At 72.7% G+C, this 18,612-nt stretch carries 7 protein-coding genes; 4 read left to right on the plus strand and 3 right to left on the minus strand.

Annotated elements, in window-relative coordinates:
• Positions 1-14: 14 nt before the first annotated feature.
• Both ACTYVM_RS24120 and ACTYVM_RS24125 read left to right on the plus strand, forming a co-directional pair.
• Positions 15-1,151 (plus strand): hypothetical protein, encoded by a 1,137-nt coding sequence (locus ACTYVM_RS24120; RefSeq protein WP_445527957.1) that lies wholly within the window; start codon positions 15-17, stop codon positions 1,149-1,151.
• Complete coding sequence (locus ACTYVM_RS24125) at positions 1,148-5,719, plus strand: FtsK/SpoIIIE domain-containing protein (protein ID WP_445527958.1); 4,572 nt, start codon at positions 1,148-1,150, stop codon at positions 5,717-5,719. The genes ACTYVM_RS24120 and ACTYVM_RS24125 overlap by 4 nt, the downstream gene beginning before the upstream one ends.
• A 68-nt stretch (positions 5,720-5,787) precedes the next feature.
• Here the strand turns inward: ACTYVM_RS24125 and ACTYVM_RS24130 are convergent, their stop codons facing one another.
• From ACTYVM_RS24130 to ACTYVM_RS24140, 3 genes are read right to left on the minus strand one after another with little or no spacing between them, the layout of a single operon-like run.
• Positions 5,788-6,126: a WXG100 family type VII secretion target gene (locus ACTYVM_RS24130; protein WP_445527959.1), complete on the minus strand. Its 339-nt coding sequence runs from the start codon at positions 6,124-6,126 to the stop codon at positions 5,788-5,790.
• Positions 6,127-6,184: 58 nt separating this feature from the next.
• Positions 6,185-6,493 carry a hypothetical protein gene (locus ACTYVM_RS24135; protein WP_445527960.1) on the minus strand — a complete coding sequence of 103 codons (309 nt, stop codon included), beginning with the start codon at positions 6,491-6,493 and terminating at the stop codon, positions 6,185-6,187.
• A 45-nt stretch (positions 6,494-6,538) separates the two neighbouring features.
• Complete coding sequence (locus tag ACTYVM_RS24140) at positions 6,539-7,483, minus strand: serine/arginine repetitive matrix protein 2 (RefSeq protein ID WP_445527961.1); 945 nt, start codon at positions 7,481-7,483, stop codon at positions 6,539-6,541.
• Between the two features lie 233 nt (positions 7,484-7,716).
• Here ACTYVM_RS24140 and ACTYVM_RS24145 point away from each other — a divergent pair, with 233 nt between their 5' ends.
• Positions 7,717-15,972 carry a hypothetical protein gene (locus ACTYVM_RS24145; protein WP_445527962.1) on the plus strand — a complete coding sequence of 2,752 codons (8,256 nt, stop codon included), beginning with the start codon at positions 7,717-7,719 and terminating at the stop codon, positions 15,970-15,972.
• Entirely contained in the window at positions 15,972-18,584 is a 2,613-nt protein-coding gene (locus ACTYVM_RS24150) for a right-handed parallel beta-helix repeat-containing protein (RefSeq protein ID WP_445527963.1), read from the plus strand. Before ACTYVM_RS24145 ends, ACTYVM_RS24150 begins: the two co-directional genes overlap by 1 nt.
• Positions 18,585-18,612 lie beyond the last annotated feature (28 nt).

Genomic DNA, 18,612 nt, shown 5'->3' on the forward strand with positions numbered 1-18,612 from the left:
AAGGACACACCCCCATGAGAAATATCGACCCCTTCGTCTGGTTCCGGCAGCACAGCGACGCCATCTTCCGGTGGGTCGGCATCGCCGGTGCCGTGCTGCTCTGCTTCCTGCTGCTGCGGATGTGGGCCATGCGCTGGGGCGGCTGGCGCAGGGCCTGGGCCCGGCTGTGCCGCGAACTGGCCATCACCGTCCACGCGTTCGCCGAGCCCGTTCGCGCCTGGCTGCGCTACCGCAGCACGCTGCGGATGCTCGTGCGCCGGCTGAGCACACCCGCCGTGTGGCGCGACGCCGAACGGGCCCTGGCCACCGCCCGCGTCGCTGCCGCGCCCAGCCGGCCGTACGCCGCGCTCGTCGGCACCGACACAGTGACCGTACTGCTGGCCGGGCCCGACAACGCGGAGCCCTGGACGGTGACGCGCGCGGAGCTGCCCCCGGTGACCCCGGAGGCGGCCGACGCCCGCCCCATCGTGGTCGCCATCGGCGCGATGGAGCACGGGGCGGAACGCCGGTGCGTCTTCCTCGACCTGTCGGTCGGCCCGCCCGTGGTCTCCGTCACCGGTGACGAGCGCGCCTCCCGCGCCCTGCTCCAGGCCGTCGCCGCCCAGCTCGACATGCGGCTGCCCGACCAGCTGGTCGTGGTCGCGGAGGGGGTGCACCACAAGCACCCGGGCCTCCCGGTCCGCGACGCCTACCGGGAGGCCCGAAAGACCCCGCCCCGGCTCGGCCTCGCGCCGGTCCTGGTCGCCGCCGGACTGCCCGACCCGCTGCCGCCGGAGCTGGCCGCGCCGCCCGGGGACGCCCCCGCCCTGCGGGCCCTCGTCCTCGGGCCCGGCCGGGGGTACGTCCGCAGCCTGTTGACCGAGCGGTACGGGCGGGTCGCCGTCATCGGCACCCCCCTGCTCGCACGGTGCGATGCGCTGGGCTGGGCCGTGGCCCGGGTGCTGGACAAGATGCCGCCGGTGCTGCCGCCCGCCCCGGTCGCCGAGGCCGCCACCGGGCAGAGCGCCGACGAACTGTTCGAGGAGGCCGAGGAGTCGGCCCCGGTGTTCCGCTCCGGCCCGGCGAAGACCGCCGCTCCGGTCCTGGCCTCCCCCGCCCGACCGACCCAGACCGCCGAGCCGGCCCAGGCCCCGAAACGGACCGCCACGTGAAACTCACCCTCACCACCGCCGACGCCACCGGCCGCCGGGCGGACCATCTGCTGGAGCTGCCCGAGGGTACGACCGTCGCCGACCTCGGGACGGCCCTGAACACCCCGCGCCTCTACCTGGGCGAGCACCCCCTCAACCCCGACCTGCCGGTCGGTGCCACTGGCATCCGCACCGGCGCGCTGCTCGGCCTAGACACCCCGGTTTCCTCGGACACCACCGCCCGGGCCTGGGAGCCGCCGTCCACCGACCCGGTGCTGGTCGAGGTGCGCCACGTGGGCGGCCCGGGGTCCGGGCGGTCCTGGCGGCTCGGCCCCGGCAGCCACGAGATCGGTACCGACCGCGGCTGTGCGCTGCGGCTGGCCGACGGCGAGGCGCCCGAGCGGGGCGTGTGGATCACCGTGGGCACCGACGGGCAGGTCACCTTCCGGCTGCCCGAGGACGCCGAGCCCGCCCGGCACGGGCTGCGCAGTCTCACCCCGCCGCCCCCGGTCGACCCCGAGACGGGCACCCCGCTCACCGCCGAGGAACCGGCCGACCCCGTGGACGGCGGACCCGGCGGCCACACCCCGCGTCCCGCACCGCCCGGTGCCGATGGGCTGCCCACCCCGCCGCCGCTGCCCCGGCCCGGCCACCGGCCGCCGCCGGACGACGGCTCCGAGGAGTGGCCGCCGTACGCGGACCTCGCGCTCGGTGCCCATCTGCTGCGGCTCGCCCCGCCGTTCGAGGCGGACGCGGCCGTCAACGCATCGGCCGACGGACTGGCCATCGAGTACAACCGGCCGCCGCGCATCGCCCCGCATCTGGACACCGAGACGATGCGGATGCAGGGCCCGCCCGGGGAGCGCAGGAACCGGCCCTTCCCGGTCCTGATGATGATGGCCCCGCTGGTCATGGGTCTCGTCATGATGAGCCTGTTCCGCACCCTCTACTTCGCCGTCTTCATCTTCGTCACGCCGATGATGGCGATCAGCAACTGGATCATGAGCCGGCGCACCAACCGGCAGCAGCAGGAGGAGGCACTGCGGCTCTACCGGCTGCGGCGGGCGGCGCTGGAGCTCGAGGTGCGGGATGCCACGCTGGCCGAACGCGACCTGCGCAATGTGACGTTCCCCGACCCGGCCACCGTACTGCTCACCGCCACCGGTCCTGGCAGCCTGCTGTGGCAGCGGCGCCGCCGCGACCCCGACCACCTCACGCTGCGGCTCGGCACGGTCACCCGGCCCTCCCTCAAGCGGATCGACGACCACGCCCGCGAGGCCAACCACCGGCAGGTGCACTGGCGGCTGGCGGACGTGCCGTTCGGCGTCGAACTCGCCGACTACGGCGTCGTCGGTGTCTCCGGGCCCGGCGACACCCCGCGCACGGTGGCCTGCTGGGCCGTCGCTCAGGCCGCCGTGCTGCACAGCCCGCGCGACCTGCGGATCGTGGTGCTGACCAGCGACGAGCACGCGGACGCCTGGAGTTGGGTGCGCTGGCTGCCGCATCTGCGGCCGGGGCGGCCGGGCAGCGTGATCGCGCTGGGCAACGACCCGGAGAGCACCGCCCACCGGGTCAACGAGCTGATCTCCGACATCCAGGCCCGTACGACGGCGCAGGGCACCTCGGCCCTCGGCCACACCCTGCTGAACGAACCCGATGTGCTGGTCGTGCTGGACGGCGCCCGGCGGCTGCGCGACGTGCCCGGCATGGTGCAACTGCTCACCCAGGGCCCGTCCGTGCGGATCTTCAGCCTGTGCGTGGACAAGCTGGAACGGCTGCTGCCCGAGGAGTGCACGGCGGTCGTCACCACGGAGGGCAGCCGGCTCACCGTGAGATCCTCGGGGGTCCCCGTGGTCGAGGGCGTGCGCGCCGACCTGGTGGACGCCGCCTGGTGCGAGGAGGTCGCCCGGGCGCTCGCCCCGGTGCGGGACGTCACCGTGGACGGCGACTCGGGGCTGCCCTCCGACGTACGGCTGCTGCCGCTGCTCGGACAGGAGCCGCCGAACCCGGCGGCGCTGGCCGCCGCGTGGGCTCGCCGGCCCGCCTCCACCGTCTTCACCCTGGGCGCCGGGTACGAGGGGACCCTCCGGCTCGACCTGGTCAAGGACGGCCCGCACGGGCTGATCGGCGGCACCACCGGTTCCGGCAAGTCGGAACTGCTGCAGACCGTGATCGCCTCGCTGGCCGCGGCCAACCGGCCCGACGAACTGACCTTCGTACTCGTCGACTACAAGGGCGGCAGCGCCTTCCGGGAGTGTGCCGAACTGCCGCACACCCTCGGGATGATCACCGACCTGGACGGGCACCTGGTGCAGCGGGCGCTGGCCTCGCTCGACGCGGAGCTGCGCCGCCGGGAGCAGGTGCTGGCCGAGGTCGAGGCCAAGGACCACCCCGAGTACCGGGCCAAGCGGGCCCGCGATCCGAAGCTCCCGCCGCTGCCACGGCTCATCCTGGTCATCGACGAGTTCGCCACCCTGGTACGGGAGTTGCCCGAGTTCGTGCCCGGTCTCATCAGCCTCGCCCAGCGGGGCAGGTCGCTCGGTCTGCATCTGATCCTCGCCACCCAGCGCCCGGGCGGCTCCGTCAGCAACGAGATCCGCGCCAACACCAATCTGCGGATCGCGCTGCGCGTCACCGACCGGTCCGAGAGCCAGGACATCATCAACGCCCCTGACGCGGTGAGCATCTCGCCTTCCAGCCCCGGCCGGGCGCTGCTGCGGCGCGGCGCCGGGGCCCCGGTCCCGTTCCAGACCGCCTGGGTGGGCGCCGAGCGCAGCACGGGCGCGGCGCGGGAGAAGTCGGCTCCCCGGCCCGTCCGCGGCATCGAGCTGACCTGGCAGCGGCTGAGCCGCCCGGCCGAACTGTTCGCACTGGAGGAGGACGGCCTCCTGCTGGAGACGGTGTCCGCCGAGGAGCCGCTGACCGATCTGCGCGCCCTGGTGGAGGCCCTCGGCCAGGCCGCCGGCCTGCTGGACGACTTCGTGCCGCAGCCGAGCCCCTGGCTGCCGCCGCTGCCCGAAGCCGTCCGCGCGGAGGACCTGCCGCCCGTCCCGCCGGTCCCGCCAGGCGCGCTCCCGCTCGTCCCGTACGCCCTGCTCGACCTGCCCAAGCTCCAGCAACAGCGGCTTGGCACGATCGACTTCGCCACCTTCGGGCATCTGTATGTGATCGGCTCACCGCGCTCCGGGCGCACCCAGGTGCTGCGGACCGTCGCGGGTTCGGCCGCCCTGGTCATCCCCAGCTCCGATCTGCACGTCTACGGCATCGACGCGTCCGGCGGCGGCCTGGCCGCCCTGGAGGCGCTGCCGCACTGCGGGGCGGTCGTGTCACGGCACGACACCGAGCGGTTGGAGCGGCTGGTCGCCCGGCTGATCAGCGAGTTGACGCGCCGTCAGCGACTGATCGCACAGCACGACTGCGCGGGCCTGGGCGAACTGCGGTCCAAGCTGCCCAAGAACCGCCGCCCGGCCCGGATCCTGGTGCTGATCGACGGCTGGGACGCGCTCAGCGCGATGCTCGACGACTACGACGGCGGCCGGGTCTACGCCGAGGTGGTCCGGCTGCTGCGCGAGGGCGCGGCGGCGGGCATCCATGTCATCGCCACCTCCGAGCGGCTGCTGCTCGGCGGGCGGCTCGCGGCGCACAACGACAACCGGCTGCTGCTCAAGCAGGCCGACCTCAGCGACTACAACATCGCGGGGCTCGGCCGGAACAAGGTGCCGGCCCACATCCCCGCGGGACGCGGCTGGCTGGCGCCCAGCGGGATCGAGGCGCAGATCGCGCTGCTGCCGGCACAGGACGGGGCGGACCAGGCGGACGCGCTGCGCGAGATCGGCCGCCGTACGACGGCCAGGGACGCGCAGGTGGCGGCGGTCCGGCGGCCGTTCAGGGTGGAGGAACTGCCGACGCTGATCGGCTTCCAGGACACCATCGACCAGGTGCCCCAGGCCGAGCGACGTCCGTTGTGGGCGCTGCTCGGCGTGGGCGGCGACGCGGGCGAGCCGCTCGGATACGACTTCGCGGCCGGCGGTGGGTCGTTCATGGTCGCCGGTCCCCCGCGCTCGGGGCGCAGCACCACGCTCGCCTCGATGTGCGTGTCGTTGCTGCTGGGCGGCACCGCGCTCGTGGTCATCACCCCGCGCGACTCGCAGCTGCGGCAGCTGGCGGCCCACGACCTGGCGCAGGTGATCACGGACCCGGACCCCTCGGCGGAGACGGTGACCGAGGCGCTGAAGGCGGTGTCCGGGAAGCCGTCGGTGGTGGTCGTGGACGACGCGGACCTGATGCTGAGCTGCCGTGCGGACAAGGTGCTCCGTCAGGTCGCCACCTCCGGACGCGACCACGGGCAGGGCCTGCTGCTGGCCGGTCTGCCCGAGTCGATGAGTTCCCTCGGCTGGGTGGGCATGGCCCGGCGCTCCCGCCGGGGCATCCTGCTGGGACCGAAGTCCATCAGCGAGGGCGACCTCATCGGTGCCCGCTTGTCCGCGGAGCAGGTCCGCGCGCCCCTGATGGCCGGCCGTGGCTGGACGGCGAGTGAGGGGGGCACCGCCATCATGGTCCAGGTCCCGCTCACGGTCCTGGGCGGCTGACGGCGGACTGACGACGACACGAAGGGGGCCGCGGGCAAAGGCCCGCGGCCCCCTTCGGCGCGGGTGGTTCAGGTGTCCTGGTGGGCGCTGCTCTCCGCCTGCGCCTTCTGCACGTCGGCGGCGATCTTCTGGTCGGACTCGGCGAGCGAGTCGGCGATCTGGTTGAAGCTGTCCGCGTAGTCCTGGATGTTCTTCGCGGACGTCTTCAACTGGCTGCTGAAGTCGTCGTAGGCCGCCTGGAGGGCGGGGCTGGCCTTCTCGAAGACCAGGCCTTCGTGGAGCAGACCGCTCACGGTCGTCTCCAGGTCGTTCAGCTCGTGGGAGATGTCGCTGAGCTTGTGGCCCATGGTCGTGGCGACCCGGGCGATCTCGTGGTAATCGACGACGACGTCTGCGTTGTCGGCCATCTCGTGGGTCTCCTGTCGGCCCTGCGGTGGGATGTGTGCTGGTACGTGCGTGGCCCGGTCAGCCGTTGCTCCTGACCTTCTCGGCGAGGCTGTGGTCCATGTCCTTGATGGAGTTCATGATCTGGCGGAACTGTTCCGCGTAGTCCTTGATGCTCTGGGTGGCGTCCTTGAGCGAGCCGGTGAACTTCTCGTACTGCGTCTGGAGGGCGGGGCTCGCCTCGGTGAGGACGAGGGCGGTCTCGAGGAGGGTGTCCACCTCGGCCTTCGCCTCCTCCATGCGCGGGACCAGCGTGTGCTCGACGCTGTTGTCCAGGAGATTGGAGACGCGCTGGATCTCGCCGTAGGAGAGGCTGATGTTGGCGGGCATGGGGTGAGCCTTTCTGGTCTTCTCGGGCCGAACGTCGGTGTCGCCCTAGTCGTTCTGGTCCACGGGTTCGGACCAGTCGGCGTCGGGGCCGGAGCGGGTGGAGACCGTGACGTTTCCCTCGCTGTCGGTCATCGTCATGGTTCCGGAGCCGTCGTCGTCGTTCACCACCTTGGCGGTGCTCTTCGACCCGTCCGCGTAGGTCGTCTCCATCGTGTAGTCGCGCACGTCGATGCGCTTGTCGTCGCCCAGATCGACGTGGTGCGGAGCGGAGTCGTAGGTGGTGACGGACGTGTACGACTGTCCGTTCGGGGTGGTGATGACGGACGTCTCCTTCATCACGTCGTAGTGGTCGTCCAGTTCGAGCCTGACGTCGACCTTGCCCTTGTCGTCCTCGTACGTGTACGAGGTGGGCGGGTCGTCGGTGGGCTCGGGCGGCGGGGTGCCCGGGTCGTCCGGTACGGTCACCTGCTTGTCGTCCAGGTCGTTCTGCCAGGCGTCGCAGAAGCCGGGTGGGTTGTCGGCGCCGCACACGTCCCCGATGCGGGCGTCGGGGTGCTGGTCGAAGTAGTCGCTGGCACCGATCTTCTCCAGGTAGTCGTGCCACGCCTTGTCGTCCGACACCCACCGGTCGTAGGCCGCCTTCTGGCTCTTCCAGTCGTCCAGCCCGAGCTTGGAACCCATCAGGCCGCCGGAGGAGGCGAGTTGGGCATCCGCCTGGAAGAAGGTGTCCGAGACGCCCTTGAAGGTGTCGGCGAGCTGCTGGAGGCCGTCCTTGGCCTGGTTGGTGCGCGAACTCGAGCGCGTGTAGAAGAGGTTGAAGGCGGAGGACAGATCGGCGGAGCCCAGCGCCGACCGGCGCTCGGAGGCGGTGGCCTCGCCCATCTCCTTGAAGGCCCCGGTCGCCCCTCCCGAGTCGGCGTCGTCCGCGAGGGCACGCATCTGCTGCTGCACTGTCTGCAGAGCCGAGTAGTCGATGGAGAAATCGGCCACTGCCCCTCCTCTTCGGTCCTCCCCCGGCCGCCCGGCCGGGCCGCCCCGGTTCACCTTCCGCTCCCTCCACGCACCAGGGCCCCCGAAACGTTCAACGAACTCGGTTCTTCAGCGTGGTCGACCTCGTCACAGTGGTCGCGCCTGCCACTTTCCGATCCGTGGTTGAACCTTTTCGCAGCCCTGGTGCGTGGAGGGAGCAGCAGCCGCCCTGCATCGGAAGGAGAGCGTCCCCGGTGGCCCGTCCCGCGGACTGGAGTGCCCTCGGCCTCGACAGCGACCCCACAGTGGGCGATCCGGACCGGATCGACGCGCTGATCCTGTCCCAGGACGATCTGATCACCCTGGCGGACACCATCGACTCCGGCCTGACCGAGATCAAGAACACCACGGACGGCGCCTTCGTCGGCGAGACCGCGGACGCGCTGCGAAAGGTGATCGACAACGATCTGCGCACCTATGTGTCCACCTTCCGGCAGGCACACAAGGACGCCCAGTCGGCACTGCGCACCTACGTCGGCGTGATGCGGGAGCAGCAGCGGCGCGCGGACGAGGCGCTGGCCGGGGCGGCGGCGCTGGCCGAGGACGACCAGGAGGGGCGGGACGCGCACAAGGCGACCGCCGAGGACGCCAGGCACACCCTGTCGGACGCGGCAGGCACCGCGGCGGGCGTGCTGCGCGACGCGGCGGAGAGCATCGCCTCGCCGGTGGACGAATGCGACGAGTTCTGGAAGGCGCTCGGCTGGCTGGCGCTGATTCTCGTCATCCCGGCGATGATCGTGGGCGGCCCGCTGGCGCTGTTCACCATCGGGCTCAACGTGGCGCTGCTGATCAAGACGGCGGTGGACTTCTCACAGGGCCGGGCGAGCGCCACGGACCTGGTGCTGTCGGTCCTCGGGGTCATCGCGCCGACCACCAAGGGCATCCGCCTGGCCGACCTGTGGAAGGGCCTGAAAGCCATCCTGGTCGGCGGCTTCAAGGGTGCCAAGAGCCTCTTCCTCGGCGGGCCCAACGCGCTCGGGCTCTTCGCCCGGCTGACCCTCGGCATCGACGACACCGTCAAGGTCACCGGTGTCTGGATGAAGGGCATCCACGGGCTGGAGGGGATGACGCACATACCCGGCCTGAAGTTCATGCCGGGTGTCAAGGGCTTCACGATGGGCGGCAACTCGCTCGTCACCTCCTTCCACCTCGTGCCGGCCGCGAGCGAGCTGACCGTGATCAACCTGATGGGCGCGAAGACGTTCTTCGGGATCCGGACCCTGGTCACCGGGCTCAACGGCATCAAGGGGGTCGGCAGCGCGATCGGGCACGGCATGCTCAACAGCGTGCGCGGGATGAACGTGCTGCGACTGTTCCTGCCGGTGGCCGCCGACGAACTCGGGCACGGTCTGACCTTCGCGCTCAGGATCGGCGTCATCGACCGGGGCATCTTCGGCATGTACCGGTACGGCGCCTTCGCGGGCGGCCAGTTCCTCGGCGCGTCCAGCAAGATCAGCGGCGGGGTCGCGGCCGGCCTCGACATCGCGCGGGCCGGGGAGGGCCTCGGCTCGTTGCCGTCCCTCCACCTCGGCCAGTTCGCCCCGAGCGCCCCGGGCGGACTTGCAACGGAACTCGGCAGACTGCCGACGCTCTCGGTGAGCGACTCGCTGGGGACGGTCAACCTCGGCGGTTTCCACGGGATCGGCGCGGTCACCTCCTCGACGCCCGGCATCGGGGCGCGTCTGGTGGACCTGCCGGCCACGGGCGGGCTCGGCGGGATGGACGGTCTCCACCTGCCCCAGCTGGGGCCCGTCTCGTCGGTGTCGACGCCCCACCTGAACGGGCTGAACGTGCCGTCGGTCCCGGCGGCCGGCCACGGCGTCGGATCGGTGACGGTGCAGCAGATCGGGGCGCCCCACCTGAACGTGCCCGGCACCGGGGTGACGCGGATCGAGATGCTGTCCGTCGGCGGCCAGGTGCCGGCGACGCCCACGGTGCACACGCCTTCCGTCGGTGGTGTTCACGTGCCGACGACGGGACTGGCCGACATGCCCTCCGTGGGGCACGTCAACGTGCCGGGCCTGGGGTCGGTGGCGCACGGGCCGACGGTCACCCGGATCGAGATGCCCGGGACGGGTGCCCGCCTGACCGACCTGCCCGCGGTCGGCGGGATGCCCCGCGTCGAGGTGCCCCCGGTCGCCCGCGTGGACGTACCGGCGGCCGGCTCCTCATCCGCCGGGATCAGCACACCGTCCGTGAGCCGCGTCGACGTACCGGGCGCCACCTCCTCCACGAACGGCATCGCGGTGCCGTCCGTGGGCCGCGTCGACGTACCCGGGCTCAATGCCTCCACCAGCGGCATCACCGTCCCGTCCGTCGGCCATGTCGACGGACCGGGCATGGGCCGCTCGACCGCCGGGTTCGACGTGCCCGCGCCGTCCCGTGTCGACGTCCCCTCCGTGGGCCAGGTGGACCTCCCCGCGGTCGACGTCCACCACGTGGAGACCTCGGCGGTGGCCACCTCCCATCTGGAGTCGGCGGCCCCGCACGCCGGCTCCATGCAGGCCCCGGCGGTCCCCGCCGCGCACATGGACGCGCCCTCGGTCCACGCCGCCCAGGTCCAGCCGCCCACCGTGTCCGCCACCGGCCTGGACGCCTCCGCCCTGGGCACCGGCCGGCTGGACGCCCCCGCCGTCCCGCCGGCCGCCTCCGTCTCCCACGTCGCCCCGACGCCCACCCCCACGCCGGCCGCCACGGGGGGCCTGACCGCCCCCGGCCGCGGGGCGCTCGTCCCGGACGTGCCCGAGCTGGGCCTGGTGGACCTGTCCGTGCTGGCGCACCAGACGGTCGAGGTGCGGATGATGCAGGTCGGCCGGCTCAACTTCGAGAACACGTTCACCAACATCGACCCGTCCCTGCCCGGCGTCCGCGTGGAGGTACACATCGGCAACGGCCCGCACGGGACGACCCTGACGGTCCACAACCCGCAGGGCGTCCCGGGCGTAACCGCCGTGCACGACGTGGCGGGCGGTCAGAACGTCCTTCGCGTCGAGCGCGGTCTGCCGGACGGCGGCACGCTCCGCTGGAACTACGCGCTCCAGGCCCCGGACTATCCGCGGATCGGCGACGTGCGGCACCTGCCCGCGGGCGCCGGTGGCGACATCGAGCTGATGCCCACGGTCCCACGACCGGAAGCCATGCCCGGCCCCGCCACCTCCACCGCACCGGCCCCTGCGGCCCCGTCGTCCGCCGTGTCCGCCCCGGTGCCCGCTCCCGCGGCCGTGCCCGCTCCCGCCCTCCACTCCCAGGTCCTGGACCTGCCCGGCACGGGCGGGCACAGCATCGAGATCCGCTTCGGCGACACACCTGGCCACATCGTCGACGTCCGGCAGGTCGTGCCGGACGGCGGCACGTCCGCGATCCACCCGAGCGTCACCGCCGACGCGCACGGCGCCCAGATCGTGAACGTGCGGCAGCCCGTGAACGCGGTCGAGGTCCGCAGCCTGGACTTCGCCGTGGACGCGAACGGTCTGCGCCCGCTCGGCGAGGAACGCCTGATCACCCTTCAGGACGGTACGTTCTCCGGCGCGACGGTCGGCATCGACGCCGGCAGCGGCACCGTCCGGCACGTGGAGGGCACCGCCGTGCCGGGCGGACCGCTCGGCTTCCACGGCGGCGAGCTGGTGCTGCCCACCCCGGGCGGGTTCCAGCTCTACGACCCGGCGACCGGCCTCGGCACCCGGGCCGGCACCCGCCTCACGGGCGGCGGCGCCGCGGACAACCTGTTCGTGTTGCCGGGCCACGACGGCCGGACGTTCCAGATCACCGACGCGGGCGCCCACGTCCACGGCACCACCACCGTCACCTCGGCGCAGGACGTCTTCCATGTGCACAGCCCGCGCAACGGACGGGGCGTCATCGACGTGCACACCACCGACGGCCGCTTCTCCCACACCGCGCTGGACGTCCAGGACAGCGCCTACATCAACCTGGCGAACCATCACCTGGTCGACGCCGCCGGCAACGACATCCCCGGTGCCACCGTCCACCAGCAGCCCCACGGGTACCGCATCGACGACGGGACCCACCACATCGTGGCCGACGCGCAGGGCGTGCACACCCACGACGTGGTCACCCTCCAGGGCACGGGCGACCTCGTCCATCTGGACCGGAACACCGGCCTACCGATGCGTCTGGACGCGGACGGACACCCACGGGGACCGATCACCCGGGTCGGCGACGAACTCCATGTCCCCGGCCCCCCTCACCACACCTCCGTCCACGATCTCAACGGCGCCCACACCCACGACCTGCTCGACCTGCACGGCGGACCGTTCGACCACCGCACCCTGCATGTCGACCTCGACGGGACCGGCGCGCTCGGCGACGCCCGGGTCTTCCGCCAGCACGACGGGAGCTTCCGGATCCAGGAGGACGGCCACCATGTCGTCGCCGACCCCCACGGCCGGTACACCCATGACGTCGTCGCGCTCCAGGGCACCCAGGACCTGGTCCACCTCCCGGTGGGTGGCGGCGCCCCGCTGCGGGTGAACGCGGACGGGGTCGCCCAGGGCCCGGTGACCCGCGTCGGCGACGACTTCCACGTCCCCGCGGGCGGCAACCGCACCACGGTCTACAACGGGGGCGGCGTCCACACCGACAACCTGCTCACCGTCCAGAACGGCCTTCACGGCGGCCGGGACATCCGGCTCGGCCTCGACGGCACGACGCCCCACCTCGACGGTGCCCGGGTCGCCCCGCACGGCGACGGCTTCCGCGTCCAGGGCCCGCACGGCCACGTCGCGATCGACGCCGGGGGCGGCCAGACGGGCCACGTCGTCAGCCTGGCGGGCACGGATCATCTTGTCCACGTCCCGGCCACAAGCGGCGGCACCCCGACCCTGCACGCCCCCGACGGCGCGCCCGTCCCGCACCACACCCTCACCTCCCGCGCGGACGGCACCCTCGTCGTCACCGGCCCGGACAGCATCCGCGTGCACGGTAACGACGGCGGACTGAAGTACACCCTGACCGGCCTCGCCGACGGGACGGCCGTACGACTGCACCCGGGCGGCGGCCTGGAACTGCTCGACGCCGACCTCGCCAGGGTCGCCGACAACACGGTCACCGCCCGTCCCGGGGGCGGCTTCCGGGTCACCACCGCGAACGGCGAGATACGGCTACACGGCGCGGGCGGCGACCTGGAGCACACCGTCACCCCACCCGCCGACGGCGCCCACATCTTCCATGTCACCGACGCCCAGGGCGCGCACCAGTTCGACATGGTGCAGCTCTCCGACAGCGTGGGCACCCGATTCGTGCGCACGGACACCCATGCGCTGCTCGACGGCGACCTGACCGCCGTCCCCCCGGCTGGGCACGGGACGTTCGCCCAGGACCCCGGCGGCGGTTACCGCTTCGACCACACCACGGGCCCCCGCAGCGGCGAGTTCACGGTGTACGACGTGCACGGCAAGCTCACCGAGCAGCGGATCAACGTCATCGACAAGGGCGTCCCCAAGCCGAACGAGCATCTGCTGGTCACCCACCCGGCGGACGGGAGCAAGCCGACCTGGCAGCGGGTCACCCTGGACGGGGCCGGCCAGGCGGTCGCGCAGCACGGCGCCCGCCACTGGTACGACTTCGGCACCGTCGAGACCAAGGGCCTCGGAAACGGGCGGGTCAAGCTGCTCAGCGGCTCCGGTGTGGAGGTCATGGAACGGCGCCCGCTGCCGAACGGGCACTCGGTGGACGCGTACCACTCCACGGCGGGCGTCGGCACCTTCGGGCGGCTCAACCAGCGTGGTGTGTGGACGGAGTTCGACGCCAACGGCGGCGTGGCCCGGGTCGGCACCCGGCACTGGGGCGAGAGCGGCCGGAGCTGGTTCGATGTGACGACGTCCAAGGGCGTCGACACCCGGGTACGCCACTTCCAGGAGAACCCGGACGGCGGCCATGTCCTGGCGAACCTGGACCGCCATCCGTTCGCCCAGAGCTTCGCGACGACGGACTGGACCCGTTTCGACGCCGAGTTCAAGGAGATCGCGCACGGCACCCGGTCCTGGGGGCCCGGCCGCGGCTACACCGACACCATGGTCCATCCGCACTCGGGCGAGACGGTCGTGGTGCACGAGAAGTGGGGCCGCTTCACCCTCGACCCGCACGATGTGCGCCGCTACCACCAGCTGGAGATCGGCGTGGACGGCGTGCCGAAGAAGGACTTCACCTCCTGGTCGGCGCACGGCAAGGAGAACGGACGCGGACTGACGCTGAAGAACGGCGACTTCCTGGAGAGCCGGCGGTTCGCCGAGCAGCGCCCCCCGGTGGCCTTCCGCTGGCTGGCGAGCGGCGACTACCGGGCCGTGAACTTCGACCGGGTGCCGTGGCTCGCCCACGACAGCAAGCTCCAGATGCACCACTGGACACAGACCTCGGCCGACGGGAAGACCGTCACCCAGGGCGTGCGGTTCGTCAGCCAGAACGGCGCGATCACCGACATCGCCCGCGACGGCGAGATCCTCCGCGACACCCGCAAGCTGCTCGGCGGCGACACCGTCACCGCAGGCGATGTGAGGCTGCCGGACGGAGTGGGCCGCCGGGACGGCCATCTGCCCTGGTCCCAGGGCGAGGGCAGGCCGCAGGGCCATCGCACCTTCGACCGCACCGACTTCGCCGACCTCCCGGGCGTGGACACCCGGCGCATCCGCTGGCAGGACAAGGTCACGGACGACCTCGCCGACGGCGACTGGTACACCCCGAACGCGGGCAAGCAGTGGAACGTGGTCCGGGTCGGCCTGGACGACGGCACGGTGATCGACTACCGCCCGGCGCCCGGCCCCGATGCCCGCACCGGACACGCCGGCGCCGGCGACTGGACCCACTACGACCACCACGGCCTGGTCGTCGCCCGCCAGGACACCTGGCCCCAGCCGCACACCGGCGGCGGCCTGCCGGTCCAGGTCACCACCACGGACATGCTGCGCGGCGGGGAACTGCGCTGGCACGACAGCCTCGGCAACGAGGGCGTCCGCAAACTCAACTTCGACCGCGGCGACATGACCCGCTGGGGCTGGGACCGGGAGTCGTACCAGGACTTCCTGGGCGACCGGCTGATCCGCGAACACCATCTGTTCAAGGACGGCACCACCGTGGACGCCTGGGCGGTGCACGGGCCGGGCGGCCGGGAGACCTGGCACTGGAACAAGACCGGCGCGGACGGGGAGATCAAGGCCTTCGGCACCGGGCCCGCCGACCGGGTGCGGCACTGGTTCGACGCGGACGGCAACGGGCTGATGCGGTGGGAGCCCGGCGCCCGCTGGGAGGACCACCTGGCCGGCCAGGGCAACCTCAAGATCCAGGAGATCCCCGCCAAGCCGGCCGGCGCCGGATGGTTCACCGACGCCCCGCACCGGGTGCGCGAGTATCTGCCCGACCCGGGCGGCATCCACAACCCGCATGTCTTCAAGGAGTACGAGAACGGCCTCGAACTGGGCCGCAAGGTCGAGCTGTCGGACGGCACCTTCCTGGAGAGCGAGGACTGGCACAAGCAGTGGCGCCGGTTCGGCGCCGACGGCGTCACGATGATCGACGAGCGGACCATCCCCGGGTACGTCTGGCACACCGACACCGACGCCTTCGGCCGGACCAACGTCTCGCTGATCGGCCGGGAGACCAACTTCACCGGCGCGTTCAACGAGTACCGCGGCTACAGCCGGATGCTGCGCGAGGTCAACCGCTGGGAGTGGGGCGCCACCGCGAACGGCGTCTCCACCACCACCCCGTTCCTCGGCCGGGTCGCGACCGCGCTCGCCGTGGAGTTCGTGCAGGAGTGGGTGCTCGACTTCACGATGAACCTCATCGTCTCCGGCATCGTCAGCGCCGTCAACGGAACCCCGTTCACCCCCAAGGACGTCGCCCGCGCCGCGTTCGGCGCGACCGTCGGCGCCAGTGTGAAGGGGACGTTCAGCGCCGGGCACTTCGCCGCCCATCGCGGCGGACCCTGGAAGACCGGGCTCAGCCAGATCGACCAGGGCAACCCGTTCACGCGCCGCCCCAACGACGACTCCTGGGCGGCCGAGTTCGCCGGCAATGAGAAGGTGACCCGCTGGCGGTCGGGCACCTACGACTTCGGGGTCGGCCTGGTCAGCGGCGCCGTCTCCGGATTCGTCGGCGGGGCCGCGTCCTCCGCGATCTTCGGAGTGAAGGACAAGGACGGCCATGTCCACCATCTCTCCGGCTCGGACGCCCTGCTGGCGGGTGCGCTCGGCGCCGCGGGCAGCCTGGCCGGCGCCCTCACCACCGGCCTGGGCCGTACGATGATCATCCAGAACCTCGGCGGCCGCTGGTACCACCGCCAGGGCTTCTTCGACATCTTCGCCGTCGGCGGCCTGGGCAAGCTGGTGGACAAGATCTTCTCCAACCTGTATCTGTCGGGGGCGATCGTCAGGTCCGCCCAGCCGGGCTACTACCAGGGCTCGGGCGACACACCGGGCGCGAACGGGGGGCAGTGATGACAGTCGTCCACGTCGCACCGAAGGGCCGGGGCGCCCACCGCACCCTCGCCGCCGCCCTGGCCGCCGCGCCCGCCGGCGCCGTGGTGCGGATCGCGCCGGGCACCTACGAGGAGTCCCTGCGGCTCACCCGGCGCGTCACGCTGGAGCCGGAGGCCGGCTCCGGCTCGGTGGAGCTGCGTTCCCCCGGCGGGCCCGCCCTGACCGTGACCGCCCCGGGCTGTGTGCTCACCGGTCTGGTGCTGCGGGGCGCGGACCCGGCGGAGGTACTGGTCCGGGTCGCCGACGCGGCCGGGCTGACCCTCGCCGACTGCGAACTGAGCGGCGGCCGGGTCGAGGTGACCGGCTCCGCGTCGGGCGCCTCCGCGGTGGCCAACACGGCCCTGGGGCTCGACGACGACCTGGCCGCCGAGCTGTCCGACCCCGTCGACGGCGGCGGCGTGCTGCTGCTGCGCCGCACCCGGCTGGGCTCCGTGCGGAACACGGCACTGCATCTGACCGGGGACGCGCGGGCGCGCGTCGAGGACACGGTGATCCATGAGGTGGAGGGCATCGGCGCGGTGCTCTCCGGCTCGGCGGTACTGCTCGCCGAGGGGCTGCGGATCGAGGGGACCTCCGGCTCCGCGCTGCGCGCCCGGGGCAGCGGCCGGCTGCTGGCCGCGGACTGCACCCTGACCGGAGCGGGCCGCAACGGCGTGCTGGTGCAGGACACTGCCGAAGTACTGCTGACCGCCTGCCGGATCGAGCGGCAGACCGGATCGGGGGTGCAGGTCTCGCACCAGGCGCGGGCCGAGCTGACGGACTGCCGGATCACCGGGGCCGGCGACCACGGCGTGGTCGCGAACGAGGCGTCCCGGCTGACCGTGCGGGGCTGCCGGGTGACCGAGTCCGGCGGGCACGCGGTGCTCGCCACCGACGCCACGGCGGTGACCCTCGCAGACTCGGAGTTCGACCGGGCCGGCGCCACCGCGCTCCACCTGGGCGGGCAGGCGCACGCCCAGGTGACGGGCTGCCGGGTGCGCGGCACCGGCGACCACGGTCTTGCGGCGGCGCAGCGGGCACGGGCCGAGGTGACGGAGAGCTCGCTGGACGGCTTCCGGGTCTGCGGAGTGCACGTGGAGGGCGAGGCGCGCGCGGTGCTGGACGCGGTCCGGGTGAGGGGCGGCGAGACCGGCGTACGGCTGCGGTCGGCCGCCGAGGAGCCGTCCGAGCTGCGGGACTGCTCGGTGGGCGGGCAGCGGCGCAGCGGTGTCGAGGTGGGCGTGGAGTCCTCGGTCGAGCTGACCGGCACCCGGGTGGCCCAGGTGGGCGGTGCGGGCGTGGCCGTGGACGCCGGGGGCCGCCTGCGGATGGCCGGCGGCACGGTCACCGGCGCCGCGGGAAGCGGGCTGGTGCTGGAGCGGGGCGCCGCCGCCGAGGTGCGCGCGGTGCGCATCGAGGACTGCGGGAAGAACGGAATCCTCGCCGGTGAGGCCGTCACCGGCACATTCGACCACTGCGACCTGTCGGGCTCCACGTTCCCCGCGCTGCACGTCGGCAAGGGCGCCGACGTGCGGTTCCGCGGCTGCCGGGTGTTCGACTGCGGACAGGACGTGGGTCTCGCCGACGGAGCGCAGCCGGTGTTCGAGGACTGCGCGGCGGTTCGGGTGCGCACGACCGTGCTGCCGACGCTGGCGGACCGCACGGGGGCGCCCCCGGCGGCTCCGCTCACGTCCTTCACCCCCGACCGCCGGGACGCTCCGGCCGCCGAGAGTGCGCCCGGGGCGGGCGCGGACGACCTGTGGCAGCAGGGCGAGCCCGAACCGGAGCCGGAGACCCTGGAGGACCTGCTGGCCGAACTGGACGAACTGGTCGGTCTGGACGGCGTGAAGCGTGATGTGAGCGGCATGGTCAAGCTGATGCAGACGGTGCGACTGCGGGAGCAGGCCGGGCTGCCCGCGCCGCCGCTCAGCCGCCACCTGGTCTTCGCGGGCAACCCGGGCACCGGCAAGACGACGGTGGCCCGCCTCTACGGGCGGCTCCTCAAGGCCCTCGGTCTGCTCGCGCGGGGCCATCTGGTGGAGGTCGACCGCAGTGCGCTGGTCGGCGAGTACGTCGGTCACACCGGGCCCAAGACCACCGAGGCGTTCCACCGCGCCCGCGGCGGAGTGCTCTTCATCGACGAGGCGTACGCCCTGGTCCCGGCGGGCGCCGCCAACGACTTCGGAACGGAAGCCATCGCCACCCTGGTCAAGCTGATGGAGGACCACCGGGACGAGGTCGTGGTGATCGCCGCCGGCTACCCCGACGACATGGGCCGCTTCGTCACCTCCAACCCAGGTCTGTCCTCCCGCTTCACCCGCACCCTGCTCTTCGCCGACTACACCTCGGCCGAGCTGGTCAGCATCGTCGACCACCACGCGCAGCGGCACCAGTACGAGCTGACCGCCACCGCCCGCCGGGCGCTCACCGCATACGTCGAGCGGATCCCGCGCAACGCCCAGTTCGGCAACGGACGCACCGCCCGTCAGCTCTTCCAGCGGATGACGGAACGGCAGGCGCTGCGGGTCGCCGAGCTGACCTCGCCCGATTCCGCCCAGCTCATCCAGCTGGACGAACAGGACCTGCTGTAACCCCCGACGCCTTCTGGAGCCCGATCGT

The sequence above is a fragment of the Streptomyces cyslabdanicus genome (genome assembly GCF_052663305.1).